Genomic DNA, 23799 nt, shown 5'->3' with positions numbered 1-23799 from the left:
CGGGGCTTCGCCCATCCGGCTTGTTCCGACAATGACGCAAATCCTTCCGTCATTGCGCCATGGACTCCAGCCAAGACAAAAACCTGCCAGCCACCGAACGCAAACTGCAGAAAACGCGTTCTGACGGCCAGGGTGCGCGCTCCCGGGACCTGTCCCACCTGGCCATCCTGGGCACGGGCGCGCTGATGATGCTGATGGGCGCCGAGCCCCTGATCCAGCACCTGCGCATGGCGCTGGCCCAGCAACTGGCGTTCGACGCGCACACGGCCAAGACCCCGGCCCTGATGATGGAGCGCATGCTGTCCATGGGCAGCCTGGGCCTGAAGATTTCCCTGGGCGTTGCCGCCGTGACCACGGCCGCGGCCGTGCTGTCGGGCATGCTGGCCGGCGGCTGGATCCTGAGCCTCAAGCCCATACAGCCGCAGTTCAACCGCCTCAACCCGCTGTCGGGCCTGACCAATCTGTTTTCCAAGCAGCAGATGGTGACCGTGGCCAAGATGGTGGCGATGACGGCCATCCTCTCCTTCGTGGCCTGGAAGTTCCTGAGCAGCCACATCGCCGAGATCGCCGCCATCTCCTCCCAGCCTTCGGCCATGGCGCTGACCATGACCGGGCAGTGGCTGGCCAGCGGCGTGGCCCTGCTGCTGCTGGTGGTGTTCCTGATGGCCGTGATCGACGTGCCGCTGCAGGCCTACCTGTTCAAGTCGCGCCTGAAGATGAGCCACGAGGAAGTCAAGCAGGAGCACAAGGAGTCCGACGGCAACCCGCAGATCAAGAGCAAGATCCGCCAGAAGCAGCGCGAGATCGCCGACCGTGCCAGCGTCAACGCCGTGCCGCGCGCCGACTTCGTGGTCACCAACCCCACGCACTATGCCGTGGCGCTGCGCTACGACGAAAAGACCATGGCCGCCCCGCAGGTCATCTCCAAGGGCACGGACCTGGTGGCCCTGAAGATCCGCGAGGTCGCGGGCGCCCACAAGATACCGGTGCTCGAATCCCCGATGCTGGCGCGCGCCCTGTACGCGCACGCCGACCTGGACCAGGCCATTCCCGCCGCGCTGTACACGGCCGTGGCCCAGGTCCTGGCCTATGTCTACCGCCTGAAGGCCGCACTGCGCGGCGAAGGCCCCATGCCTGGCGATCTCGGCGAACCCGCCGTGCCCGCCGAACTCGATCCGCACCAGGGCCGCCGCGCGCCCGCCGCCGCGACCACTGAAGGTACTGCTCCATGACGACGAATCCGCTCCAATCCCTGCAATCGATGTGGTCGGGCGAGAACACCAGGTTCGCCCAGGGCCTGATGGCGCCGCTGCTGGTGGTGGCCATCCTGGCGCTGATGGTGCTGCCGATTCCGCCGTGGCTGCTGGACACGTTCTTCACGCTGAACATTGCCGTGGCGCTGATGGTGATGATGGTGGCGGCCTACATGATCCGGCCGCTGGACTTTGCGGCCTTCCCCTCGGTGCTGCTGCTGACCACGCTGATGCGCCTGTCGCTGAACGTGGCCTCCACCCGCGTGGTGCTGCTGGAAGGCCACACCGGCCCCGGAGCGGCCGGTGCGGTGATCGAGGCCTTCGGCCACTTCCTGATCGGCGGCAACTTCGCGGTCGGCCTGATCGTGTTCGCCATCCTGGTGGTGATCAACTTCGTGGTGATCACCAAGGGTGCCGAGCGTATCGCCGAAGTCTCGGCCCGCTTCACCCTGGACGCCATGCCCGGCAAGCAGATGGCCGTGGATGCCGACCTGAACGCCGGCCTGATCGACGAAAAGGAAGCCAAGCGCCGCCGCGCCGAGGTGCAGGAGGAAGCCAACTTCTTCGGCTCCATGGACGGTGCCAGCAAGTTCGTGCGCGGCGACGCGGTCGCCGGCATCCTGATCCTGGTGATCAACATCATCGGCGGCTTCGCCATCGGCATGATCCAGCACGGCCTGTCGGCCGGCCAGGCCGCCGACAGCTACATCCTGCTGGCCGTGGGCGATGCGCTGGTCGCGCAGATCCCCGGCCTGCTGATCTCGGTGGCCGCGGCCATGGTGATCTCGCGCGTGGGCAAGGAAACCGACATGGGCCAGCAGATCGCGCAGCAGCTGTTCATGTCGCCCAAGGTGCTGGGCATCACGGCCGGCGTGCTGGGCCTGCTGGGTGTCATTCCGGGCATGCCCCACGTCGTGTTCCTGAGCACGGGCGCACTGCTGGGCTGGCTGGCCTGGATGCTCTCGCGCCGCCAGCAGGAACGCGCCGCCCAGCAAACCCAGGCCCCCGCCCCCGTGGCCGCGCCCAGCGACGGCGAAGCCACCTGGGACGACCTGCAGCCCGTGGACCTGCTGGGCCTGGAGCTGGGCTACCGCCTGATCACCCTGGTGGACAAGGGCCGCCAGGGCGACCTGCTGACCCGCATCAAGGGCGTGCGCCGCAAGTTCGCACAGGAAGTGGGCTTTCTGCCCCCGGCCGTGCATGTGCGCGACAACCTGGAGCTCAAGCCCAGCGCCTACCGCATCACCCTGCGCGGCGTGATGGTGGGCGAGGGCGAGGCCTTCCCCGGCATGTTCCTGGCCATCAATCCGGGCGGCATCAGCACCCCGCTGATCGGCACCCAGACCACGGACCCGGCCTTCGGCCTGCCCGCCCACTGGATCGACGAACGCCAGAAGGAAGCGGCACAAATGGCAGGCTTTACCGTGGTTGATTCGGAAACCGTGATGGCCACCCATTTGTCACACTTGATGCAAGTGCATGCCGCCAAGCTGATCAGCCGTACCGAGACGCAGCAGTTGGTGGAGCATGTGGCCAAGCTGGCTCCCAAGTTGATCGAAGAAGTCATTCCGAAAATGGTGTCCATCACGACGTTCCAGAAAGTGCTCCAGCTGCTGCTGGAGGACTCGGTGCACGTCCGCGACATCCGCACCATCATCGAGACGCTGGCCGAGCACTCCTCGACCACCCAGGACCCCGTCGAGCTGGCCCGCCGCGTGCGCATTGCGCTGTCGCCGTCCATCGTCCAGCAGATCTACGGCCCGACCCGCGAGCTGAACGTCATCGCCATCGAGCCCGGACTCGAGCGCCTGCTGGTGCAGGCCCTGTCCAACCCCGGCGCCCCCTCACTGGATCCCGGCGTGGCCGAGATCCTCACCCAGAAGGCGGCCGACATGGCCAACCAGCAAGAAGAGCTGGGCCTGCCTGCCTGCCTGCTGGTCCCCGATTCCATCCGCAACTCCATTGCCCGCCTGGTGCGCCGCGTGGCGCCGCGTCTGCAGGTTCTCGCCCACAGCGAGATCCCCGAGACGCACACCATCCGCATCGGCTCGATTCTTAAAGGTGCATCCGCATGAACATCAAACGCTTCTACGCCCCTACCTCCCGCGAGGCCCTGGCCAAGGCGCGCATGGCTTTCGGAGCGGGCACCCTGATCCTGTCCAACCGCAGCACGCCCGACGGCGTCGAGGTCATGGCCACGGCCGAGGACACGCTGGAGCACAGCAAGGCCGCCGCCAGCAGCACGCCGCTGCAGCAGGCCATCGAGCGCCGCTCGGCCGAGGAGACCACGGGCCTGCGTCCCCAGCTGCAGGCCCAGCTGATCCAGGCACATACCCAGCCGCGCACGGCACAGCAGGCTTCGCCGGCGCCCTCCCAGGCGGCTTCGCTGGCAGCCTCGCTGTCGGCAGATGGTGCCGAGCCTGCCGGCCTGCGCCAGAGCGTGCAGGAAGACACCGAGCAACTGGCCATGAGCACCCTGTCCTTCCAGGACTACGTGCGCGAACGCATGCTGCGCCGCCGCCACGAGGCCGGCGTCGACGAGCCCCTGCCCAGCTTTGCCCAGCGCCGCAGCCTGGGCGACGCCCTGCGCGAAGCGCCGGCCGCCGCGCCCATGGCCGCACAGCAGCCGTTCAAGGCACAGCCCGCGCCTTCCGTAGCCCGCCACAATCCGCTGCGCGCCAGCGCCGAGGCGCCGCTGCGCGAGCCCCTGCGCAGCGAACCCGCTCCAGCCATGGCCTCCCAGGCGCTGCGCGATGAGCTGCAGTCCGTGCGCGACCTGATCGAAGAGCGCTTCAACACCCTGACCTGGCTGGGCCAGACGCGCCAGAACCCCATCCACGCCAATCTCACGCACAAGCTGATCCGCGCGGGCTACTCCCCCGTGCTGGCCCGCGCCCTGGTCGAGCACATGCCCCAGGACCTGTCCGCCGGCGACGCCGTGCGCTGGCTGATGCAGGTGCTGGAACGCAATCTGCGCACCGACGCCGGCCAGGAGCCGCTGTACGAGCAAGGCGGCGTCTTCGCCCTGGTGGGCTCCACCGGCGTGGGCAAGACCACGACCACGGCCAAGCTGGCGGCCCTGTGCGCGGCCAAGTACGGCGCCTCCAGCGTCGGCCTGATCACCCTGGACACCTACCGCGTCGGCGCCCACGACCAGCTGCGCTCCTACGGCCGCATGCTGGGCATGGTCGCCCACCTGGCCCATGACCGCGCCGCGCTGCAGGACCTGCTGGGCCTGCTGGCCAACAAGCAGCTGGTGCTGATCGACACCACGGGCGTGGCCCCGCGCGATCCGCGCAAGGACGAAATCCTGGACCTGCTGGACCTGCCCGGCGTGCAAAAGCTGCTGGCCGTGAACGCGGCCGGCCAGGGCGATGCGCTGGACGATGTGATGCAGGCCTTCAAGGCACGCGGCTCCAGCCAGGCCATCCTCACCAAGGTGGACGAGGCCGTGAAGCTGGGCCCGTCGGTGGACACACTGATCCGCCACCAGATGCAGCTGCGCGGCGTGACCAACGGCCAGCGCGTGCCCGAAGACTGGGAGCGCGCCGATGCGCAGCAGCTGGTCTCCGCCTCCATGCGCGCCTCCACCCGCTCGGCCTTCGATCCCAAGGCATTGGACCTGGACTTCTTCTTCACCCCGTCCAGCCCCAGCACCATGGACAGCGAGGTCAGCCATGCTTGAGACCTTCCCCCAACTGCACCAGGGCCTGGGCCTGCACGGCCAGCCCGGCGCCGCAGCACCGTCCAGCCTGCGGGTGCTGGCCATGCTGCGCGACACGGCGGCCGACCCTGAAGGCCAGTCCGAGCAATCCCTGCTGTGGCCGGTCTGCGCCAGCCTGCAGCGCCTGGGCATGCCCGTCCTTGTGCTCGATGCCAGCCAGGGCGAGGCGGCCGACGCGCCTGGCCTGGCCCAGCTGCTGCAGCAAAGCGCCTGGCAGGCCCGTACCGGCCTGCACCCCGACCCCCGCCACAGCTCGGTGGCTGTGCTGCCTGCCCGCCAGGGCCTGGAGCTGCTGCCCCTGCAGGCACGGCAAGCCGGCATGACGCCCATGCAATGGCTGCAGCGCCATGTGCGCGGCTATGCCATCGTCATGCTGTATGCCGATGCCGACACGCTGGCCCGCAATCTGCCCGGCCAGGCCGTGCACCCGCTGATGGTGCTGCCCGAACACGGCCCCCGCGTGCTGGGCTGCTACCGCCAGCTCAAGCAGCTGGCCGTGCATGCCGGCCTGCGCTGCCTGCTGGCGCCGCTGCTGCCCGGCGCTGACCCCGTGGATGTGACCAGCTACGATTGGCGCCGCGGACAGACCGGTGCCCGCAGCCAGGCCGAGGATGCGCAACGGCGCCAGTCACAGATCGACGCGCTGCTGCGCTGCGCACAGCGCCATCTGGGCCACGCGCCCGGGCTGCTGCCCGTGCGCCTGCACCATGCACCGGACCTGCAGCGCCTGGCGCTGCAGTTGCTCAACCATGCGGGCAGCGTACTGCCGCATGGCGGCCAGGACCTGGCCGCCGGCTACGCACCGCTGCCTGCATCCCATGCCTGGAGCCACTGACTGCCATGTACACCGCCAAAGGCCAACTCGACCGCGATGCACTGATCCGTCGGCACGTACCCCTGGTACGCCGGATCGCGCTGCACATGATCGCCAAGCTGCCTCCCAATGTGGAGCTTGATGATCTGATACAGGTCGGAATGATCGGCCTGGCCGAAGCCCTGTCCCGCTTCGAGAGCGAGCAGGGCGTGCAATTCGAGACCTTCGCCAGCCAGCGCATCCGCGGCGCCATGCTCGATGAACTGCGCGAGGGCGACTGGATGAGCCGCAGCTCGCGCAAGAGCCAGAAGGACATAGAGCACGCGCTGCACCGCCTGGAGCAGCGCCTGGGACGCACCCCGCTGGAGTCCGAGATCGCCGACGAGCTGGGCATGGACCTGGACGACTACCAGTCGCTGCTGGGCAAGGTGCGCGGCACGCAGCTGGTCTACCTGGAAGACATGTCAGGCGGCGACGAGGGCGAGGACTTCCTCGAACGCCACGTGGCCGACAGCGGCGCCGACCCCTTTGCGCTGCTGCGCGACCACCGCCTGCGCGTGGCCCTGGTCGAAGCCATCAAGGCCCTGCCCGAGCGCGAGCAGTACATCATGGGCATGTACTACGAGCACGACATGAACCTCAAGGAAATCGCCGCCGTGCTGGGCGTGACCGAATCGCGTGTGTGCCAGCTGCACAGCCAGGCGATTGCGCGCCTGCGTACGAAGATGCGGGCGCATTGACTGGGGGCACCCCCTGAGGCGCTGACGCGCCTTCCCGCTCTCTACCCGCTTCGCGGGGGAGGGGGACGACACCCTCGCGGCGGGGCGGCCCTTGCTCGGTGTCCCTCGCTTTGGGCCTCGTCGGTTTTTTGCGCTGCTGGTCTGATCTATGTTTGCGGGTCGATACAGCCTTCCCCGCCTTCCGCCCCCTCCCCCTCTCCTCTCTCCCATTCCCTTTTCTATGCGCTGCCGCGCATGGCTTGGACTTCGCGTTCGAAGATGCGCCAGAAGGCGGGTTCCTGCGTGGTGGCGAAGTTGATGCGCATGCAGGTGCTGGGCTGGCGGCCGGCGTGGAACATGGAGCCGGGGGCGATGAAGTAGCCGGCGTCCAGCAGGCGCTGGGCCAGGGTTTCGGTGTCCACGCCGGTGTCCACCCAGCCGAACATGCCGGCCGGCTCGGCCGCGAAGCGGGCTCCGGCCTGCTGGGCCAGTGCCACGCTGCGCATGCGGGCCTGGGCCAGGTGCTGGCGCAGGCGCTCGGCATGGCGGCGCAGCTGGCCCTGGTCCATGCAGTGGGCCAGGGCGCGTTCCGTCAGTGCGGGGGTGGTCAGCGTGGACAGCAGCTTGGTGTCCACCAGGCGCTCCACCAGCGCAGGCGGCGGCGCCAGATAGCCCACGCGCCAGTTGGGCGCCAGCAGCTTGGCGAAGCCGCTCACGTAGATGCTGTGGCCCAGGCGGTCCAGCACGGTCATGCGTGCGGCGTGGTCGGGCGCGATCTCGCCATAGGTATCGTCCTCCACCACGTAGAAGCCGAATCGCCGCGCCAGCTGCAGCACCTCGTGGGCGCTGGCCGGCGACAGGCTGTACCCGGTGGGGTTGTGCAGCACGCTCACGCTGACGTAGAGCTTGGGCGCACAGCTTTCGCAGTACCGCTGCATCACGGCCAGGTCCGGCCCGTCGGGGCCGCGCGGCACGGGCAGCACGCGCATGCCCAGCGATGCCAGGCGCGCGAACTCCACGGCCCAGCCGGGCTCCTCCACCATCACCGGATCGCCCGGCTGCAGCAGGGCCCGGCTGACCACGTCCAGCCCATGCGTTGCGCCCATGGTGGTGATGATGTGCTGCGGCGCCGCCGCAATGCCCAGGCGCGCCAGGCGCCGCGACAGCGCCTCGCGCAGGCTGATGTCGCCCAGCGGGTCGCCATAGCCCACGCAGGAGTCGTGCAGGGATTTTCCCGAGCAGGCCTTGCGCATGGCAGCGGCCAGAAAGCCTGCCTCCAGCCATTGGGCCGGCAGCACGCCCGCGCCGGGCTGGGGCCTGCCGCCCACGCTCTGGTGGAACATGCCGCGCACCAGCATGGAGGCATTGATGCGCGTGCCCTTGGGCGCGCCGGTGGCCTCGTCCGCAGGCGCGGCGCGGGCCTGTTCGGACTGCAGCAGCGGTGCGTCCTGCACAAAATCGCGCACGAAAAAGCCGCTTTGCGGCCGCGCCTCGACCAGGCCCTGGGCCTGCAGCAGGTCATAGGCGGCCACCACCGTGTGCGTGCTCACGCCCTGCTGGCGCGCGCATTCGCGCACCGAGGGCAGGCGTGCGCCCGCCGGCAGCAGGCGCATGCGGATGCGCTCTCCCAGGCGTTCGGCCAGCTGGGTACTCAGGGTCTGCGGCGCCAGCCGCGAAAGGGGAACGGGCATGAGGGAGTCACCAAAACGTCACTGTATCGGGATGGGCGCCGATACAGAACATGCAATTGAGGGTTCAACTGTATTGGTACTGTACAGGTCTTGCACCTATATTGCAGGCATTCGTGCTGCGGAGCAGGCCTGCCGTGCCCTCCTCCCCAACAGCCCCTTGCCGCCTGTATGGAGACCTCCGGGGCCACCGCCTCATGCCACCGTCCGAACTCACCGCCTTGCTGCTGCTCGCCGCTTCCATGAGCTTCAGCCCCGGCCCCAACACCACGCTGTCCACGGCCCTGGCCGCCAACCACGGCCTGCGCCCGGCGCTGCGCTTCGTCCTGGCCGTGCCCGTGGGCTGGTGCTTGCTGCTGGTGCTGAGCACGGCCGGCGTGGGTGCGGCGATCGTGGCGGCACCGCTGCTGCTGTGGCTGGTCAAGGCCGCCGGCATCGGCTACCTGCTGTGGATGGCCTGGCGCCTGAGCCGCAGCGCACAGATGGCGTCACTGCAATCGCAGCAGCAGCTGCAGGTGGGTTTCTGGCAGGGCGTGGGATTGCAATTCGTGAACATCAAGGCCTGGCTGCTGGCCCTGGCCATCGTGGCCGGCTGGCTGGCGGGGCACGACGACCTGAGCGAGCGCCTGTCCGTGGTGCTGCCCGTCATGGCCGCCTATGCCTTCTCCAGCAATCTGCTGTATGCCTGCGTGGGCGCACTGCTGCGCCACTGGCTGGCCCAGGGACGCAGGCTGCTGTGGTTCAACCGTGCCATGGCGGCCATGCTGGCGCTGACGGCGATGTGGATGGTGGCCGCATGAGGGTCCGCCATCCACACCCAGGCAAAGGCCGTACTGGCCTGCCCAGCTATTGAAGGGAGGATGCGCAGACCCTTCACGGCCGCGACAAAATACCCTCATTGCCGGCGCAAGAGCGAAAGCACCATCCGCACTGCGCTCTTCACATGCGGCCGGCCCGTGCCCCACGACGGCATGGCAACCCATACCAGCCCGCCCGCATGGCGGGCACCGCAAAGACCTGGAACTGCTTTTTTTATGACGACCTGGACGCTGGCAGACCGTGCTGCCAAGATGAACCCCTCCGCCATCCGCGAAATCCTCAAGCTCACCGACCGTCCCGGCATCATCAGCATGGCGGGCGGCCTGCCCTCGCCGCTGGCCTTCCCGCTGGACGCGTTCACCCAGGCCTGCCAGACCGTGATGCAGCGCGATGGCGCAGCGGCCCTGCAATACGCCACCAGCGAAGGCTTCGCGCCCCTGCGCCAGGCCGTGGCCGACTTCCTGCCCTGGGAAGTGGACCCCGACCAGGTGCTGATCACCACGGGCTCGCAGCAGGCGCTGGACCTGATCGGCAAGGTCTTCCTGGACCGCGGCAGCCGCATGCTGGTCGAAAAGCCCACCTACCTGGGCGCGCTGCAGGCCTTTGCGCCGCAGGAACCGATTCCCGTGGGCGTGGACAGCGATGACGACGGCATCCTCGTCGAGGACTTCGCCGCCAAGGCCGGCACCGGCGCCGACAAGGCCCGCCTGGCCTACGTGCTGCCCAACTTCCAGAACCCCACCGGCCGCACCATGGCCGAGGCACGCCGCCAGGCCCTGGTGGACAAGGCGCGTGAACTCGACATCCCGCTGATCGAGGACAACCCCTATGGCGACCTGTGGTTCGAGCAGCCCCCTGCCCTGCCGCTAGCCGCGCGCAACCCCGAAGGCGTGATCTACCTGGGCTCGTTTTCCAAGGTGCTGGCCCCGGGCCTGCGCATCGGCTTCCTGGTGGCGCCCAAGTCCGTCTACAACAAGCTGCTGCAGGCCAAGCAGGCGGCCGACCTGCACACGCCCGGCTTCAACCAGCGCGTGGTCTCCGAGGTCATCAAGGACGGCTTCCTGGACCGCCATGTGCCCACCATCCGCGCCATGTACAAGCGCCAGCGCGACGCCATGCTGGCCGCGCTGGAACGCGAAATGGCCGGCCTGGACGTGCAGTGGACCCGTCCCGTGGGCGGCATGTTCCTGTGGGTTCGCCTGCCCAAGGGCATGGATGCGCAAAAGCTGCTGCCCGCCGCCGTGGAACGCGGCACGGCCTTCGTGCCCGGCGCGCCGTTCTACGCGGACGAGCCCCAGGCCAACACGCTGCGCCTGTCGTACGTGACGGTGTCGGCCGAGCAGATCGACAAGGGCATCGCCGCCCTGGCCGACGCCATCCGCTCGCAGCTGTCGGCCTGATACGCACAGCCCCGGCTGTTCCCTGAAAGCCGGCTTTGCGCCGGCTTTCTTCATCCTGCATTGCCCATCGCAACCCTGCCCCTTGCCATGACCTCCACCGCCGCTCCCCGCCAGCGCCCCTTCATGACCGTGGACGTGTTCACGGCACGGCCCTACCTGGGCAATCCGCTAGCCGTCGTGCTCGACGCCACCGGGTTGACCGATACGCAGATGCAATCCTTCGCGGCCTGGACCAATCTGTCGGAGACCACCTTCGTGCTGCCGCCCACCGAGGCCGGCCGCGCCGCAGGCGCCGACTACCGCGTGCGCATCTTCACGCCGGGCGGCGAGCTGCCCTTTGCCGGCCATCCCACGCTGGGCAGCTGCCACGCCTGGCTGGCGCAGGGCGGCGTGCCGCAGCAGGCGGGGCGCATCGTGCAGGAATGCGCCAAGGGGCTGATCTCGATTGCGCGCCAGGACGGACGCCTGGCCTTCCAGGCACCGGCCACCGACATCGGCGCCGTGGAGCCGGGCCTGCTGGCCGAGGTGGCTGCCGCGCTGGGCGCGGAGCCCGGCCAGATCCTGCGCGCCGCCTGGCTGGACAACGGCCCGCGCTGGATGGGCGTGCTCTTCGAGCATCCCGACCAGGTGCTGGCGCTGGAGCCCGACCATGCAAGGCTCAAGGCGCTGAACACCAAGGTGGGCGCCTGCGCTTTGTACGAAAGCGCGCAAGATGCACCGGCACTGATCGGCCGCAGCAGCCGCGAGGCACGCGCCTTTGCCACGGGCCAGCGCCCGGCCGGGGCCGATGCGGATGCCGCCCCCAGCCTGGAAGTGCGCGGCTTCGCCAGCCCCGTCGGCGTCACCGAAGACCCCGTCACCGGCAGCCTCAACGCCAGCCTGGCCCTATGGCTGCGCGGCGAAGGCCTGCTGCGCGCGCCCTACATCGCCAGCCAGGGCTGCTGCGTGGGCCGCGACGGCCGCGTGCATGTCAGCGAGGACGCCCAGGGCGCGCTGTGGATAGGCGGCCATGTGGTGGAGTGCGTGAGCGGCCAGGTGCTGTTGTAGGGCCTGCCGGGCTGCTGGAATCTGTCGCCAAGGCGGCAGCCAGTCGCCCGCAGGACAAACGCCGGCGCCAGCGCTGGCCACAATCCGCGCCATGGGAACCCTCTATCTTGTGCGCCATGGCCAGGCCTCGTTTGGTGCCGAAGACTACGACCAGCTCAGCGAACGCGGCCAGGCGCAATCGCAAAGGTTGGGTGCCTACTGGCGAGAGCGCGGCCTGCGCTTCGACGCGGTCTACACGGGCACGCTGCGCCGCCATGCGCAGACGCTGGCCGGCATCGCCGAAGGCCTGGGCAGCCTGCCTGCCGAGCAGCACCGCACCCAGGCGCTTGCAGGCCTCGATGAATACGACAGCGGCGCGCTGCTGCAGGCCATCCATCCGGCGCCCCTGCCCAAGCCCGACACACCCGAGCTGTACCGCCACCACTTCCGCCTGCTGTGCGATGCCCTGGCCCAGTGGATGGCCGGCACCATCAGCCCCAAGGGCATGCCCAGCTGGGACGACTTCTCCGGCGGCGTGCGCCAGGTGCTGGAGCGCGTGCGGCACGAACATGCCGACGAAAACGTGCTGCTGGTCAGCAGCGGCGGCCCCATCTCCACCGCCGTGGGCCATGTGCTGGGCACCTCGCCGGAGGTCACCATTGCGCTGAACATGCGCATCCGCAACAGCGCCGTGACCGAGTTCACCACCAGCCCCAAGCGCCTGATGCTGCAGACCTTCAACACGCTCAACCACCTGGACACGGACGAGCACCGCAGCTGGATCACGCACGCCTGATCCAGCCCCGGCCAGGCTGCCACACGGCTATTGCGCCAGGGCATAGCAGCCAGAACACGGGCGATCTGGGCCGGCCTGCGCTTTTGCGCCACACTGGCCGGCCAGGAGACAAAAGACCCATGAACAAACGCCGCTTCACGCGCAGCGCCCTGACCTGCGCGGCCCTGCTGCTGGCCGCCATCACCAGCCAGGCACAGCCCCTGTCGAACAAGCCCATCCGCATCGTCGTGCCCTTTGGCGCAGGCGGCGTGGCCGACGTCACCTCGCGCGTCGTTGCGCAAAAGCTGGCCTCGCAGCTGGGCCAGCCCGTCATCATCGACAACAAGCCCAGCGCGGGCGGCATCGTCGCAGGCGACACCGTGGCCAAGTCCGCACCTGATGGACACACGCTGTTCCTCATGTCCAACGGCAGCGCCGTCACCGTGGGGCTGTTCAACCAACTGCCCTTCGACATGGTCAAGGACTTCACGCCGATTTCCACCCTGGGCTACTTCGACATCGGCGTGCTCACCGCCAGCGACTCGCGCTTCAGGAACCTGGGCGAGCTGGTGGCCTGGGCCAAGGCCCACCCCGGCAAGCTCAACATCGGCAGCATCGCCATCGGCAGCACCCAGCACCTGGCGGCCGAACTGTTCAAGACCACGGCCGGCATCGACGCCCAGATCGTGCCCTTCAACGGCACTCCCGCCGTGGTCACGGCCCTGCGGGGCAGGCAGATCGACGCGGCCGTGGAAATCCTCACGCCCATCATGGGCCAGATCAACTCCAAGGCCGTCAACATGCTGGCCATCACCGGCGACAAGCGCTCGGCCCTGCTGCCCGGCGTGCCCACGGCCCAGGAGTCAGGCGTCAAGGGCTTCGTCGCCTCTTCCTGGAACGCCCTGGCCGCCCCCGCCAAGACCCCTCCGGAAATCATCGCCCGCCTGAACAAGGAAATCGCCGCCGCCGTGAACTCCCCCGAAGTCACGCAGAAACTGCGCGAAATGAACGTCCAGGCCCAATCCAGTACGCCCGAGCAGACCGCGCAATTGCTGCAATCGGAAATCAAACGCTGGGGCGACGTGATCGTCCAGGCCAAGATCCCGAAACAGTAAAAAGGGCCGAGCGCAGCGAAGGCCCGCAACAACTCCCCGTATGTCAGCGCAGGTGGCCCCGCAGCGCAGCGAAGGGGTCGCGGACAGTCGGCCGCCGGGCCGAGACCCGGCCTCGAAAAACCACCACCCGGCAGGGTCCAAAAAAGGCCCAAAACTAAAGAGGCTCCGGCGCCCTTCCCACAGTATCCGCAGGCAGCGCAACCATCTCGGACAACAACCGCACCAGCCCCCGAGCCGAAGCCTCCACCATCAAAGCCCCCCGCTCGGCCGTAGCCCCCGCAGCATTCCCCACCGCCCCGCAAACGTTGTAGTCCTCGATGGCCCAGCCCATCTTGGCGCTTCGCCCATTGCCCAGCAAGGCATGCCGCTGCGCCCGATCCTCCGAAGTGGAATGAAAGTCCCGCGCATGCTCCATGCGCACGGTCTCCGGCGCCAGGTGCAGCATCATCGACGTCTCCACCTCGCCGCCATGGATGCCGAAGCGGTGCTCATGCGCGCTGAACTGCGCATTGGCCGCATCGTCCACCAGGCCGAACCAGCTGCTGCTGTAGACCAGCAGGCCGTGGCGCATGCGCAGCTCGCGCGCCACGATGTCCATCACGCTGACCTGGCCGCCATGGCCGTTGAGCAGCAGCAGCCGGCGCACGCCGGCGCGTGCCACGCAAGCGCCCAGCTCGGTCCACAGTGCGATCACCGTGGCGGGCGACAGCGTCAGCGTGCCGGCAAACGATTGGTGCTCCACGCTGAAGCCGATGTTCTGCGGGGGAAGGAACAGCGCGGGCAGCTCGGGCGGCAGCAGCGGCAGGGCCGCATCGATCACGCCCTGCAGCAGGCGGGCATCGACAGACAGCGGCAGGTGCGGCCCATGCTGCTCCACGGCGGCCACGGGCAGCACCGCCACGGTTTCCGCGGCAAGCCCCGCCTGGGCCAGCGCGAAATCGCGCGCCGATACTTCGGCCCACCAGCGCGATGGCCAGGTACCGAGGGACGTGTGTGGAGGCGGGGAGCTTGGCATGGCCATGATCTTAGCCCCCGCCCCGCGTCTCATTCGACCTTGAAGTTGGATTCCCTGACGATGCGCTTCCAGCGCTCGTTGTCGGATTCGATCAGCCGCGCGAACTCCTCGGGCGTGCCCCGGCGCGGCACATAGCTGTAGCTGCGCAGCTTGGCCAGCACGTCGGGCATCTGCATGACCTTGTCCATCTGCTGCGCGAGCTGGGCCACGATGTCGCGGGGAGTGCCCTTGGGCGCGAGCAGGCCCGACCAGGAGCTGAAGCCCATGCCGTCCACGCCGGCCTCCTTGATGGTGGGCACCTGGGGAAAGACTTCGGCGCGCTGGGGCAGCAGCACGGCAAGGGCCTTGACCTTGCCCGTGCGGATCATCTCCACCGAGGTGAAGGAGTCGAACGAGAAATCCACCTCGCCCGCCACCACGGCCTGCATCTGCGGCGCCGTGCCCTTGTACTGGGCGTTGACGATGCCCGGCGCGCCAATCACCTTCTTGAACTGCTCGGTGATCAGCGAAATCATGCTGCTGCCCGAGGACACGCTCAGCGGCTTGCCCTGTTTGGCCATGTCAACCAGCTCCTGCAGGCTGTTCACGGGCAGGTCCTTGCGCGCAATGAGGACGAAGCCCACGTCGCACAGATGGCTGATGGGCTCGAAGCTGGCCAGCGCCTCGTAGCTGGTCTTGTAGAGCACCGGGCTCAGGGTCTGCGCGCCGGCCGTGTTCATCAGCAGGGTGTAGCCGTCGGGCGTGGCGCGGGCGGCCAGTTCCGTGCCGATGACGCCATTGGCACCGCCCTTGTTGTCCACCACGAAGGACTGGCCGGTCAGCTCCCCGAGCTTTTGCATGGCCAGCCGCGCCACCACGTCGGTGGTGCCACCGGCGGGAAAGGGCACGATCACGCGCACGGACTTGTCGGGATAGGCAGCGGCCGCGCGCGCGTGCTGCGGCAGCCCCCAGGCGGCGGCCGCTGCCGCGCCGGCGGCCAGGAATTGGCGGCGAGATGTCTCCTGCATGGCTTGTCTCCTTGTGTTGCTCTATCCCGGATGGGTGGCCGGCCCATGATGGGCAACGGACCTATCGCCTGTCCAATACCAAGCGCCTATGCAACGATATCTTTTGCCAATCGTCTTGCAACAACGCACAGAGGATTCCATGGCGCATGGCCGCTACCATCGCCGCCTGTAGCCAGGGGAACCAAAGATCCCGCCCCGGGCTCCCATAGTCCGCCATGCCACTCCAAACGCCTCCTCGCCACACCGCACCCCAGCGCCTCGCCTTCTGGCTTCTTGCCTTCCTTCTGGCCGCCTCCAGCCTGCTGGCCTTCCAGGCCGGCGCGCAGATCCGCCTGAAAACCGGCAGCGGGGCGGCAGCGACCGTGGACACGCCGCGCGTGCGCGCCGAACTCGTGGCCCAGGCGACCGAAGGCGTACAGCCTGGCCAGACACTGTGGCTGGGCCTGCTGATCACCCACCAGCCCGAATGGCATACCTACTGGAAGAACGCCGGTGACTCCGGCCTGGCCACCGAGCTGAACTGGCAGCTGCCTGCGGGCCTGACGGCGGGCGAGATCCAGTGGCCCGTGCCCGAGGCGCTGCGCGTGGGCCCGCTGCTCAACTACGGCTATGAGGGCCAGGTGCTGCTGCCCGTGCCCGTGCAGGTGGCCGCCGACTTCAAGCCGCCCTCGTCCGGCATGCTGGACCTGCGCCTGCACGCGAACTGGCTGGTCTGCCGCGTGGAGTGCATTCCCGAGGAAGGCGATTTCCAGCTGCAGCTGCCCGTGCAGGGCAGCACGGCAGGCCAGGGTCAGGCCTTCACCCAGGCCTGGGCGCTCAAGCCCCAGGCACTGTCCGCGCCGGCCCAGGCCAAGGTGGTGCCGGCCAGCCAGCCAGCAGCAGAAGGCAGGACGCCCGACGAGCGCGTGCAGCTGCGCATCGAGGGGCTGCCTGAATCCCTGCAGGGCCGCACGCTGGACTTCTATCCCGAATCTTCCGACACCTTCCACCACGCGGCCGAACTGGGCAAGGACTGGCAGCAGCATTGGGACGGCACAGCCTGGGTGGCCGAACTGCCGCTGTCCGACATGCGCGGCGACACTCCGGCCAAGCTGCCCGTGGTCCTGGCCCTGCCGCCCGCCGAGCGCGCCGCAGCGCTGGAGCAGGACCAGCCCGTGGCCTGGCGCGCCGAGGCCCCGGTCGAGGGCCGCTGGACGGCTGCCGCCATGGCCAGCGTCTCGCCCGCACTGGCTGCGGCCCTGGCTGCCAACCAGGCCGCTGCGCCTGCTGCCAGCGCCGCCAGCCTGTGGATGGCCTTGCTCGGTGGCCTGGTGGGTGGACTGATCCTCAACCTCATGCCCTGCGTCTTCCCGGTGCTGGCCATCAAGATCCTGGGCTTTGCACGCCATGGACAGGACCGCCGCGCCCAGCGCCTGGGCGGGCTGGCCTATACGGCGGGGGTGGTCCTGTCCTTCCTGGCCCTGGGCGGGCTGCTGCTGGCGCTGCGCGCGGCAGGCGAGCAGCTGGGCTGGGGGTTTCAGCTGCAGTCGCCGGCCATCGTGGCCCTGCTGGCAGCCCTGTTCACGCTGCTGGGCCTGAACCTGGCCGGCCTGTTCGAGTTCGGCTCCATGCTGCCCGGGCGTTGGGCTGCGGCGCATGCGCGCCACCCGGTGGCCGATGCCTTTCTGTCCGGCGTGCTGGCCGTGGCCATTGCCTCGCCCTGCACGGCGCCGTTCATGGGCGCCTCGCTGGGCTTTGCCATCGACATGCCGGCCCTGCAGGCGCTGACGGTGTTCGCCGCCCTGGGCCTGGGCATGGCCCTGCCCTATCTGCTGGCCAGCTTCGTTCCCGCCGTAGTGCGCTGGCTGCCACGCCCTGGCGCCTGGATGGACACTTTCCGCCGTGCCATGGCCTTTCCCATGTTCGCCACCGTGGTCTGGCTGGTCTGGGTGCTGGGGCACCAGAGCGGCATAGACGCCGCCACTGCGCTGCTGGCCCTGCTGCTGGCCTTCAGCGCCCTGGTCTGGACGCTGACGCTCAAGGGCCGCACCCGCGCCGTGCTGGCCACGCTGGCCGTGGTGCTGGGGGGCGCGCTGCTGGCCACCACCGCACCGCTGATCGCCACACCTGCCCAGGCGGAGGGCACGGGCATGGCGTCCGCTGCAGGCCAGCGCTGGCAGCCCTGGTCGGCCGCCCGCGTGGCCGAGCTGCAGGCTGCGGGCAAGCCCGTGTTCGTGGACTACACGGCCGCCTGGTGCGTGACCTGCCAGGTCAACAAGCGCACCACGCTCAACCATGAGGAGGTGCTGGCCGCCTTCGACAGGCACGGCGTGACCCTGCTGCGCGCCGACTGGACGCGGCGCGACCCGGCCATCACCGCCGCGCTGCAGCAGCTGGGCCGCAGCGGCGTGCCCGTCTATGTGCTGCATGCGCCGGGCAAGCCGCCGGTGGTGCTCAGCGAACTGCTGTCCAAGGGCGAGGTGCTGGGGGCGCTGGCCGCGCTTTGACGGCACCCCCTCCTGGGACAAACCCCGATTTTGGGTAGGTGCAAGACCTACATCTGTTGCAGTGCACGCCGTCCTAGACTGGATCCATCCGGGGAATACCGCAATCCGAACGCTAGGCGCCGCGGCTGCCGCCCGACTCCGGACCCGCCCGCGCGGCAACTGCCCGCCCTGCACGACACAGGAGGTGGGCCATGCATGCACTGATCACCCATTCGCACCCTTCGGGGGTGCACCATCGTTCACGCGGCAAGGGATTGCTGCTGGCGCTGGGACTGGCCAGCCTGGCTGTGGCGGGGATCGTCCTGCCCTTTGTGTGGGATCTGCTGGGCTTCGTCAACGGGTTGCCCAAGATGGAGTGGCTGCAATCCATCCTGGCGGTCTCGCCGGTGTTCAGCTGGCTGATGATGTTCGCCTGGGGCCTGGCCGTTCCCGTGGCACTGATCTATGCGCTCTACCACCCGCAGACCCATCCCTGGGCCAACGCCGCCATGGTGGCGGGCGCCATGCTGGTGGCCATCACCTGGTACGTGCACATGCCGGCCGCATCGCAATGCACGGCCATGTATCCGCAGACCGGCATGGCCTGCTCGGTGCTGCAATGGGGCTTCAGCATGAGCCTGGGCGTGGCTACGGCGGCCTATGTGTTCCTGGTCTTCATGATTGCGCTGTCCTCGCTGGGGCTGCTGGCCGAATGCGTCTCGCGCAATGAGCCGCCCAGGCCCTGAATCCGCAGGGTCTTGCGCAAGAGTCCCGGCCGCCGATTTTTTGCCGCCGGGCCGCCCCAAGGCAAAAAGCGGCCCCCTCGGGGGGCAGCGGACCTTGCGCAGCAAAGGGGGCGTGGGGGCTTCTTTTATAATGGCGGCTGGGTGTCCAGACCGCATGGGGCGGCAGGACAGGTGTTGATAGCGCAGGTCGGGCCGCCTGCGCACCGGGGCCGCAAGGCCCCTTTGCTGCTTTGCACATGAACACCTACACGACCCCGCGGCCGTCCGGCCCGCGCACGCCCCTTTTCCTGTCTTTCGCCGATCGCGTCGGCGCCTTCCTGTCCCGCTGGTCCCATGCCGAGGCTGCGGGCGGCATCGTGCTGCTGCTGGCAGCGGCCGCCGCCCTGGTCTGGGCGAACTCCGGCTGGGCCGGCTCCTACGAGGCGCTGTGGCACACCCCGCTGAGCCTGGGCCTGGGCCCGTGGCAGCTGTCGCAACCCCTGCATTTCTGGGTCAATGATGCGCTGATGAGCGTGTTCTTTCTCGTGGTCGGCATGGAGATACGCCGCGAGATGCATTCCGGCGCACTGGCCCGGCCGCGCCAGGCGCTGCTGCCCGTGATGGCCGCGCTGGGCGGCGTTGTGGCGCCGGCCCTGATCTTCCTGGCCTTCAACGCCGCGCCGCCGCTGCGCAATGGCTGGGCCGTGCCCACGGCCACCGACATCGCCTTTGCCATGGGCGTGCTGGCCCTGCTGGGCCGGGGCCTGCCGCCCGCGCTGCGCGTGTTCCTGCTGGCGCTGGCCATCATCGACGACCTGGTGGCCGTGCTCATCATTGCGCTGTTCTATTCGGGCGGGCTGCAATGGAGCCAGCTGCTGGTGGCCGCCGCCGGCCTGGCCGGCGTGTTCCTGCTGCAGTCGCTGGGCGTGCGCCGCGCCTGGGCTTATGTGCTGCCGGGCGCCGTGCTCTGGTGGGGCATCTGGCAGACCGGCGCCCATCCGACGCTGGCCGGCGTGGTGCTGGGCCTGGTGACGCCCGTGCATGCGCTGGCCGGCCGCGAAAGCGCCGCGCCCGTGGAGCGCGTGCAGGCGGACCTGCATCCCTGGGTGGCCTTTGGCGTGATGCCGTTGTTTGCGCTGGCCAATGCCGGCGTGCCGCTGCAGGGGGCGGGCACCGCTGGCATCGATGCGGCGGGCACCTCGGCCGTGATGTGGGGCGTGGCCCTGGCCCTGGTGCTGGGCAAGCCGCTGGGCGTGCTGCTCAGCTGCTGGCTGGCCGTGCGCCTGCGGCTGTGCGCGCTGCCGCCGGGCATGGGCTGGGGCGACACGCTGCTGGCAGGCCTGCTGGCAGGCATTGGCTTCACCATGGCCATCTTCATCGCCACGCTGGCCTTTGACAGCGAGGCCCTGCTCAATGCCGCCAAGCTGGGCGTGCTGTTGGCCTCGGCCACGGCCGCCGTGCTGGGGCTGGGCTGGGGGATGGTGCTGCGCCGGCGCCATGCTGCGGACGCGACAGCCCTGCCCGCCTGAACGGCAGGCGCTGCGTACACTGCGGCGCATGAGCGATACAGCAACAGACTCCCGCCTGCGCGACATCCTCGTGCAGTGCCGCACCCTGGCCGTGGTCGGCCTGTCGCCGCAGCCCGAGCGGCCCAGCCACCAGGCCTCGCAGTACATGCAGCGCCACGGCTACCGCATCGTTCCCGTGAACCCCGTGGTGGCACGCGAAGGCGGAAGCATCCTGGGCGAGCCCGTCCATGCCAGCCTGGCCGACGCTGCGGCCGCGCTGGACGCACAGGGCCTGCGCATCGACATGGTCGATTGCTTCCGAAAGAGCGAGGACATCCCGCCGCTGGCCGCCGAGGCCGTTGCCGTCGGCGCGCGCTGCCTGTGGCTGCAATTGGGCGTGGTCAACGACAAGGCCCTGGAACTGGCCCGCGCTGCGGGCCTGTGGACCGTGCAGGACCGCTGCGTGAAGATCGAATACCAGCGCCTTCTGGCCGATGCCCCGCCCACTGCCCGGTAACTCAGGAATTGCCCATGAAAAAGGCCGCAGCCCCGAAGAGGCTGCGGCCTGCAATTGGCGTGGACCAAGGCCCGGTCAGTCCGGTGCAGGTTACCTGCCTCCGTCCGGGTGTCTGCTTCAGCCCACATCCAGCATCATGCACGGTCTTTGTGACAGCCCTGTGATGCACATCACGGTCCGGCCCATTGCACAAGAAGCCGGCTCCGCCCTCTCTTTCCGAAAATTCCCAATTTCCCCAAAACGCTGCGACGGCCTCAGCCGCGCCGCGTGAACAGGCGCAGGTAGCGCGAAGGCAGGTCCTGCATGCGCATCATGATGGGCAGGTCGGCCGTGTTGAAGTCGCTGTCCCAGGCCGGCGCGCCCAGCACCTTGGCCCCCGTGCGCAGGTAGCCCTGGATCAGCGCAGGCGGCTCCACGCTCATGCCGCTGGTGCTGACGGATGCCAACTCCTCGGGCAGGGCCACGCGGGGACGCACCTGCAGCTCGGGCTCGGCCAGATGGGTCTGGCGCAGTTGCTGCCAGACGCGCGCCGGGCCCTCGCCATGGGCCAGCCCCGGGTACTGCATGGGGATGCTGGCGCAGCCGACCATGGCGTCGAGCCGGTTGCGCTGCATGAATTCGGCCAGCGCGCCCCACAGCGCCAGGATCACGCCGCCCTGGCGGTGCGATGCGTGCACGCAGCTGCGGCCCAGCTCCACCATGCGCGGGCGCCAGGCGGCGAGCGGGCCCAGGTCGAATTCCTGGTCGGAGTACAGGCCCCCGGCGCGCAGCGCCTGGGTGGGAGTGAGCAGGCGGTAGGTGCCGATGACCACGCCCTTGTCGGCATCGCAGACCATGAGGTGCTCGCAGAAATCGTCGAAGGCGTCGATGTCGTGCCCGGCCAGCGGCGTCTGCAGCACGGCGCCCATCTCGGCGGCGAACACCGCGTGGCGCAGGCGCTGCACCTGGCGCACCTCGTCGAGATGGCGGGCCCAGCGCACATCCAGCCGCAGCGGTTTGTCCGCGGCCTGGGGTGGCTGGAGAAGCGCGGAAAGCGGGGGCTTGGCGACGTCGATCGCCGCGTTGCGAAGGGTGTCCAGAACGTCCATATGCCCGCCTTCCTCGTCATGTTGGACGCAGTCGGTGACCTGCCTGTGCCACTCGGTTTGCCTGCGTGCCGCCATTGTGGAAAGCGGCCATGAAAGTCCCGCGACGGTTGCGTTACAGCAACATGTCACACCGCACTGCAATGGTGCACTGCAGCAAATGCCTCTATGACAGGTGCTGCGCGCAAGTTGGTGCACGCCACCACAGGGTTGGCATGTCGTCAAAAATGAAACAAATTGTGCGTTAATGACAGGGCCGCATGCCCGGCCATTGCGGCTTGCGGAGTCCTCAGTCTTCCCTTGCCGCGCCATGCTCCAGACCCTTCGCTCCAAGATCCTTGCCATCAGCACAGCCACCGTGGTCGGCGCCCTTGCCATCACGGGGGCTGCCACGTACCACATCGTTCGCGGCAGCACTTTCCAGACCATTGAACAGGACCTGGACGCCATCACCGCCGGCAACACCATGGCCATCGACCAGTGGGTGGCCTCCAAGGCACGCGCCGTCAGCGCCGCCGCCGCCGTGATCGAGCACGGCGACCCGCAGGGCTTTGCCGCCCACATGGGCCAGGCCAGCGGCTTTCCCATCACCACGGTGGGCTGGGAAGACAAGACCTACAAGTCCACCACCAGCACTCCGCCCGACTACGACCCCACGGCCCGCCCCTGGTACAAGAGCGCCGTACAGGCCGGCAAGCTGGCCCTGACCAAGCCCTATGGCGACTCCACCACGGGCGTGCCCTATGTGGCCTTCGTGGCGCCCATGCTGCGCGGCGGCGCGCTGCAGGGCGTGATCAGCGGCGCCGTGCCGCTGGAGGGCGTGCGCGAGGTGGTCTCCGCCATCCGCCCCACGCCCGGCAGCCTGGGCTTCGTGGTCAGCCGTGACGGCCAGGTGCTGGCGCATGCCGATGCCAAGCTGCTGCTCAAGCCCACCTCCGACATCTCCGAGCTGCTGACGCCGGCCGCGCTGACTGCGCTTGCCAGCGCCACGGCGCCGCTGGAAGTGAACCTGGGCGGCAGCGCCAAGCTGCTCAAGGCCCGCCCGGTGCAGGGCACGGACTGGCTGCTGGTGGTCGCGCTGGACAAGGCCGAGGCCACGACCGGCCTGCAAAGCGTGCTCAAGACGCTGGCCATCGCCATCGTGCTGCTGGCCTGCCTGGCCACGGCCGTGGCGGCGGCGCTGACGGCCCAGTCCTTCCGACGCCTGTCCCAGGTGCGCGACGCCATGGACAAGATCGGCTCGGGCGGCGGCGACCTGACGCAGCGCCTGCCGGTGTCGGGCAATGACGAAGTGGCGCAGATCGCCTCGTCCTTCAACGGCTTCGTCGAGCAGATCGGCACCGTGCTCAAGGATGTGCGCAACGGCGTGGAGTCCATGAAGACCGCCACCGACGAGATCAAGCTGGGCAACCTGGACCTGTCCAACCGCACCGAATCCTCGGCCAGCAGCCTGCAGGAGACCTCGGCCTCGCTGTCGCAGCTGACGGCCAATGTGCGCCAGTCGGCCGAGGCGGCCGCCATGGCCACGCGCCTGGCCCAGTCGGCCAGCAGCTCGGCCACCAAGGGTGGCGACGTGGTGGGCAGCGCCGTGAGCACCATGGACGACATCTCCCGGGCCTCGTCCAAGATCGGCGAGATCATCGGCGTCATCGACGCCATCGCCTTCCAGACCAACATCCTGGCGCTCAATGCCGCCGTCGAGGCCGCCCGCGCCGGTGAGCAGGGCCGGGGCTTTGCCGTGGTGGCCTCGGAGGTGCGCAGCCTGGCCCACCGCAGCGCGGCGGCCGCCAAGGAGATCAAGACCCTGATCGACGCCTCCGGCGCCAGCGTGGCCATGGGCACGGAGCGCGTGCGCGCGGCCGGCCAGACCATGGGCGAGATCGTGGACGGCATCCAGCGCGTCTCCCAGATCATTGTCGAGATCAACGGCGCCATGACCGAGCAGAGCGTGGGCATCGGCCAGATCAACCAGGCCGTGGCCGACATGGACCGCGCCACGCAGCAGAACGCCGCGCTGGTGGAGGAGTCCACCGCCGCATCGTCCGTGCTCAACGAACAGGCCCACCACCTGTCGCGCACGGTGGCCGGCTTCACGCTGGAAGGGCGTGCGCCTGCCCGGGATCAGCTGCTGCTCACCAACTGAG

The 23799-nt window shown here is 69.0% G+C and carries 19 protein-coding genes; 15 read left to right on the top strand and 4 right to left on the bottom strand.

The genetic code is table 11. From position 1 onward, the window contains the following. The first annotated feature begins 59 nt into the window (after positions 1–59). The 5 genes from G4D77_RS19235 to G4D77_RS19215 are packed head-to-tail and all read left to right on the top strand — an operon-like array spanning position 60 to position 6531. A complete protein-coding gene (locus tag G4D77_RS19235; RefSeq protein ID WP_016449289.1) occupies positions 60–1232 on the top strand; it encodes an EscU/YscU/HrcU family type III secretion system export apparatus switch protein in 1173 nt (390 codons plus the stop codon). After that, positions 1229–3328 carry a flagellar biosynthesis protein FlhA gene (gene flhA / locus G4D77_RS19230; RefSeq protein ID WP_016454350.1) on the top strand — a complete coding sequence of 700 codons (2100 nt, stop codon included), beginning with the start codon at positions 1229–1231 and terminating at the stop codon, positions 3326–3328. The genes G4D77_RS19235 and flhA overlap by 4 nt, the downstream gene beginning before the upstream one ends. Then, entirely contained in the window at positions 3325–4938 is a 1614-nt protein-coding gene (gene flhF / locus G4D77_RS19225; protein ID WP_016449287.1) for a flagellar biosynthesis GTPase FlhF, read from the top strand. The genes flhA and flhF overlap by 4 nt, the downstream gene beginning before the upstream one ends. Then, positions 4931–5812 carry a hypothetical protein gene (locus tag G4D77_RS19220; RefSeq protein ID WP_016449286.1) on the top strand — a complete coding sequence of 294 codons (882 nt, stop codon included), beginning with the start codon at positions 4931–4933 and terminating at the stop codon, positions 5810–5812. Before flhF ends, G4D77_RS19220 begins: the two co-directional genes overlap by 8 nt. Positions 5813–5817: 5 nt before the next feature. After that, entirely contained in the window at positions 5818–6531 is a 714-nt protein-coding gene (locus tag G4D77_RS19215) for an RNA polymerase sigma factor FliA (RefSeq protein WP_012202528.1), read from the top strand. 218 nt (positions 6532–6749) lie between these two features. On the opposite strand, the gene G4D77_RS19210 is transcribed toward G4D77_RS19215, so the two are convergent. Next, a complete protein-coding gene (locus G4D77_RS19210) occupies positions 6750–8201 on the bottom strand; it encodes an aminotransferase-like domain-containing protein (protein WP_016449285.1) in 1452 nt (483 codons plus the stop codon). A gap of 194 nt (positions 8202–8395) precedes the next feature. On the opposite strand from G4D77_RS19210, the gene G4D77_RS19205 reads away from it, so the two are divergent. The 5 genes from G4D77_RS19205 to G4D77_RS19185 all read left to right on the top strand — a co-directional run bounded on the left by G4D77_RS19205 (position 8396) and on the right by G4D77_RS19185 (position 13333). Beyond that, entirely contained in the window at positions 8396–8998 is a 603-nt protein-coding gene (locus tag G4D77_RS19205) for a LysE family translocator (protein ID WP_016449284.1), read from the top strand. Positions 8999–9232: 234 nt separating this feature from the next. Further along, positions 9233–10417, top strand: a complete 1185-nt coding sequence (locus G4D77_RS19200; RefSeq protein WP_016454353.1) for an aminotransferase-like domain-containing protein — start codon at positions 9233–9235, stop codon at positions 10415–10417. Positions 10418–10504: 87 nt separating this feature from the next. After that, positions 10505–11464 carry a PhzF family phenazine biosynthesis protein gene (locus tag G4D77_RS19195; RefSeq protein WP_046987043.1) on the top strand — a complete coding sequence of 320 codons (960 nt, stop codon included), beginning with the start codon at positions 10505–10507 and terminating at the stop codon, positions 11462–11464. 91 nt (positions 11465–11555) lie between these two features. Continuing rightward, positions 11556–12239: a histidine phosphatase family protein gene (locus G4D77_RS19190; protein ID WP_016449281.1), complete on the top strand. Its 684-nt coding sequence runs from the start codon at positions 11556–11558 to the stop codon at positions 12237–12239. A gap of 119 nt (positions 12240–12358) precedes the next feature. Further along, positions 12359–13333, top strand: coding sequence for a Bug family tripartite tricarboxylate transporter substrate binding protein (locus tag G4D77_RS19185; RefSeq protein ID WP_154833311.1), 975 nt, complete (start codon positions 12359–12361; stop codon positions 13331–13333). Between the two features lie 154 nt (positions 13334–13487). Here the strand turns inward: G4D77_RS19185 and G4D77_RS19180 are convergent, their stop codons facing one another. Together G4D77_RS19180 and G4D77_RS19175 are read right to left on the bottom strand one after the other, a co-directional pair. After that, on the bottom strand, positions 13488–14348 hold the full coding sequence (locus G4D77_RS19180; RefSeq protein WP_154833309.1) for a creatininase family protein: 861 nt from the start codon (positions 14346–14348) through the stop codon (positions 13488–13490). 29 nt (positions 14349–14377) lie between these two features. Then, entirely contained in the window at positions 14378–15355 is a 978-nt protein-coding gene (locus G4D77_RS19175) for a Bug family tripartite tricarboxylate transporter substrate binding protein (RefSeq protein ID WP_016449278.1), read from the bottom strand. A 215-nt stretch (positions 15356–15570) separates the two neighbouring features. Between G4D77_RS19175 and G4D77_RS19170 the strand changes: the two genes are divergently transcribed. The 4 genes from G4D77_RS19170 to G4D77_RS19155 all read left to right on the top strand — a co-directional run bounded on the left by G4D77_RS19170 (position 15571) and on the right by G4D77_RS19155 (position 20570). Continuing rightward, complete coding sequence (locus G4D77_RS19170) at positions 15571–17841, top strand: protein-disulfide reductase DsbD family protein (RefSeq protein ID WP_154833307.1); 2271 nt, start codon at positions 15571–15573, stop codon at positions 17839–17841. A 191-nt stretch (positions 17842–18032) separates the two neighbouring features. Further along, positions 18033–18566, top strand: a complete 534-nt coding sequence (locus G4D77_RS19165) for a hypothetical protein (protein ID WP_016449276.1) — start codon at positions 18033–18035, stop codon at positions 18564–18566. 236 nt (positions 18567–18802) lie between these two features. Continuing rightward, complete coding sequence (gene nhaA, locus G4D77_RS19160) at positions 18803–20074, top strand: Na+/H+ antiporter NhaA (RefSeq protein ID WP_074923347.1); 1272 nt, start codon at positions 18803–18805, stop codon at positions 20072–20074. Positions 20075–20102: 28 nt separating this feature from the next. After that, positions 20103–20570: a CoA-binding protein gene (locus G4D77_RS19155; RefSeq protein WP_016449274.1), complete on the top strand. Its 468-nt coding sequence runs from the start codon at positions 20103–20105 to the stop codon at positions 20568–20570. A gap of 254 nt (positions 20571–20824) precedes the next feature. On the opposite strand, the gene G4D77_RS19150 is transcribed toward G4D77_RS19155, so the two are convergent. Further along, positions 20825–21658, bottom strand: coding sequence for a GNAT family N-acetyltransferase (locus tag G4D77_RS19150; protein ID WP_016454717.1), 834 nt, complete (start codon positions 21656–21658; stop codon positions 20825–20827). A gap of 307 nt (positions 21659–21965) precedes the next feature. On the opposite strand from G4D77_RS19150, the gene G4D77_RS19145 reads away from it, so the two are divergent. Next, on the top strand, positions 21966–23798 hold the full coding sequence (locus G4D77_RS19145) for a methyl-accepting chemotaxis protein (RefSeq protein ID WP_043790849.1): 1833 nt from the start codon (positions 21966–21968) through the stop codon (positions 23796–23798). Position 23799 lies beyond the last annotated feature (1 nt).

The organism is Delftia sp. WY8, assembly GCF_018437695.1.
In the GTDB taxonomy this organism is placed as follows: domain Bacteria; phylum Pseudomonadota; class Gammaproteobacteria; order Burkholderiales; family Burkholderiaceae_C; genus Comamonas; species Comamonas tsuruhatensis.
The sequence above is the reverse complement of the archived record's forward strand: the minus strand, read 5'-3'. Positions and strand labels throughout refer to the sequence as shown.

Coding starts and splice junctions, on each gene's coding strand:
- G4D77_RS19220 (WP_016449286.1), top strand. CDS start 4,931: ATGCTTGAGACCTTCCCCCAACTGCACCAGGGCCTGGGCCTGCACGGC.
- G4D77_RS19190 (WP_016449281.1), top strand. CDS start 11,556: ATGGGAACCCTCTATCTTGTGCGCCATGGCCAGGCCTCGTTTGGTGCC.
- G4D77_RS19200 (WP_016454353.1), top strand. CDS start 9,233: ATGACGACCTGGACGCTGGCAGACCGTGCTGCCAAGATGAACCCCTCC.
- G4D77_RS19155 (WP_016449274.1), top strand. CDS start 20,103: ATGAGCGATACAGCAACAGACTCCCGCCTGCGCGACATCCTCGTGCAG.
- G4D77_RS19150 (WP_016454717.1), bottom strand. CDS start 21,658: ATGGACGTTCTGGACACCCTTCGCAACGCGGCGATCGACGTCGCCAAG.
- G4D77_RS19170 (WP_154833307.1), top strand. CDS start 15,571: ATGCCACTCCAAACGCCTCCTCGCCACACCGCACCCCAGCGCCTCGCC.
- G4D77_RS19180 (WP_154833309.1), bottom strand. CDS start 14,348: ATGCCAAGCTCCCCGCCTCCACACACGTCCCTCGGTACCTGGCCATCG.
- G4D77_RS19205 (WP_016449284.1), top strand. CDS start 8,396: ATGCCACCGTCCGAACTCACCGCCTTGCTGCTGCTCGCCGCTTCCATG.
- G4D77_RS19185 (WP_154833311.1), top strand. CDS start 12,359: ATGAACAAACGCCGCTTCACGCGCAGCGCCCTGACCTGCGCGGCCCTG.
- flhA (WP_016454350.1), top strand. CDS start 1,229: ATGACGACGAATCCGCTCCAATCCCTGCAATCGATGTGGTCGGGCGAG.
- G4D77_RS19215 (WP_012202528.1), top strand. CDS start 5,818: ATGTACACCGCCAAAGGCCAACTCGACCGCGATGCACTGATCCGTCGG.
- G4D77_RS19210 (WP_016449285.1), bottom strand. CDS start 8,201: ATGCCCGTTCCCCTTTCGCGGCTGGCGCCGCAGACCCTGAGTACCCAG.
- G4D77_RS19195 (WP_046987043.1), top strand. CDS start 10,505: ATGACCTCCACCGCCGCTCCCCGCCAGCGCCCCTTCATGACCGTGGAC.
- G4D77_RS19165 (WP_016449276.1), top strand. CDS start 18,033: ATGCATGCACTGATCACCCATTCGCACCCTTCGGGGGTGCACCATCGT.
- flhF (WP_016449287.1), top strand. CDS start 3,325: ATGAACATCAAACGCTTCTACGCCCCTACCTCCCGCGAGGCCCTGGCC.
- nhaA (WP_074923347.1), top strand. CDS start 18,803: ATGAACACCTACACGACCCCGCGGCCGTCCGGCCCGCGCACGCCCCTT.
- G4D77_RS19145 (WP_043790849.1), top strand. CDS start 21,966: ATGCTCCAGACCCTTCGCTCCAAGATCCTTGCCATCAGCACAGCCACC.
- G4D77_RS19235 (WP_016449289.1), top strand. CDS start 60: ATGGACTCCAGCCAAGACAAAAACCTGCCAGCCACCGAACGCAAACTG.
- G4D77_RS19175 (WP_016449278.1), bottom strand. CDS start 15,355: ATGCAGGAGACATCTCGCCGCCAATTCCTGGCCGCCGGCGCGGCAGCG.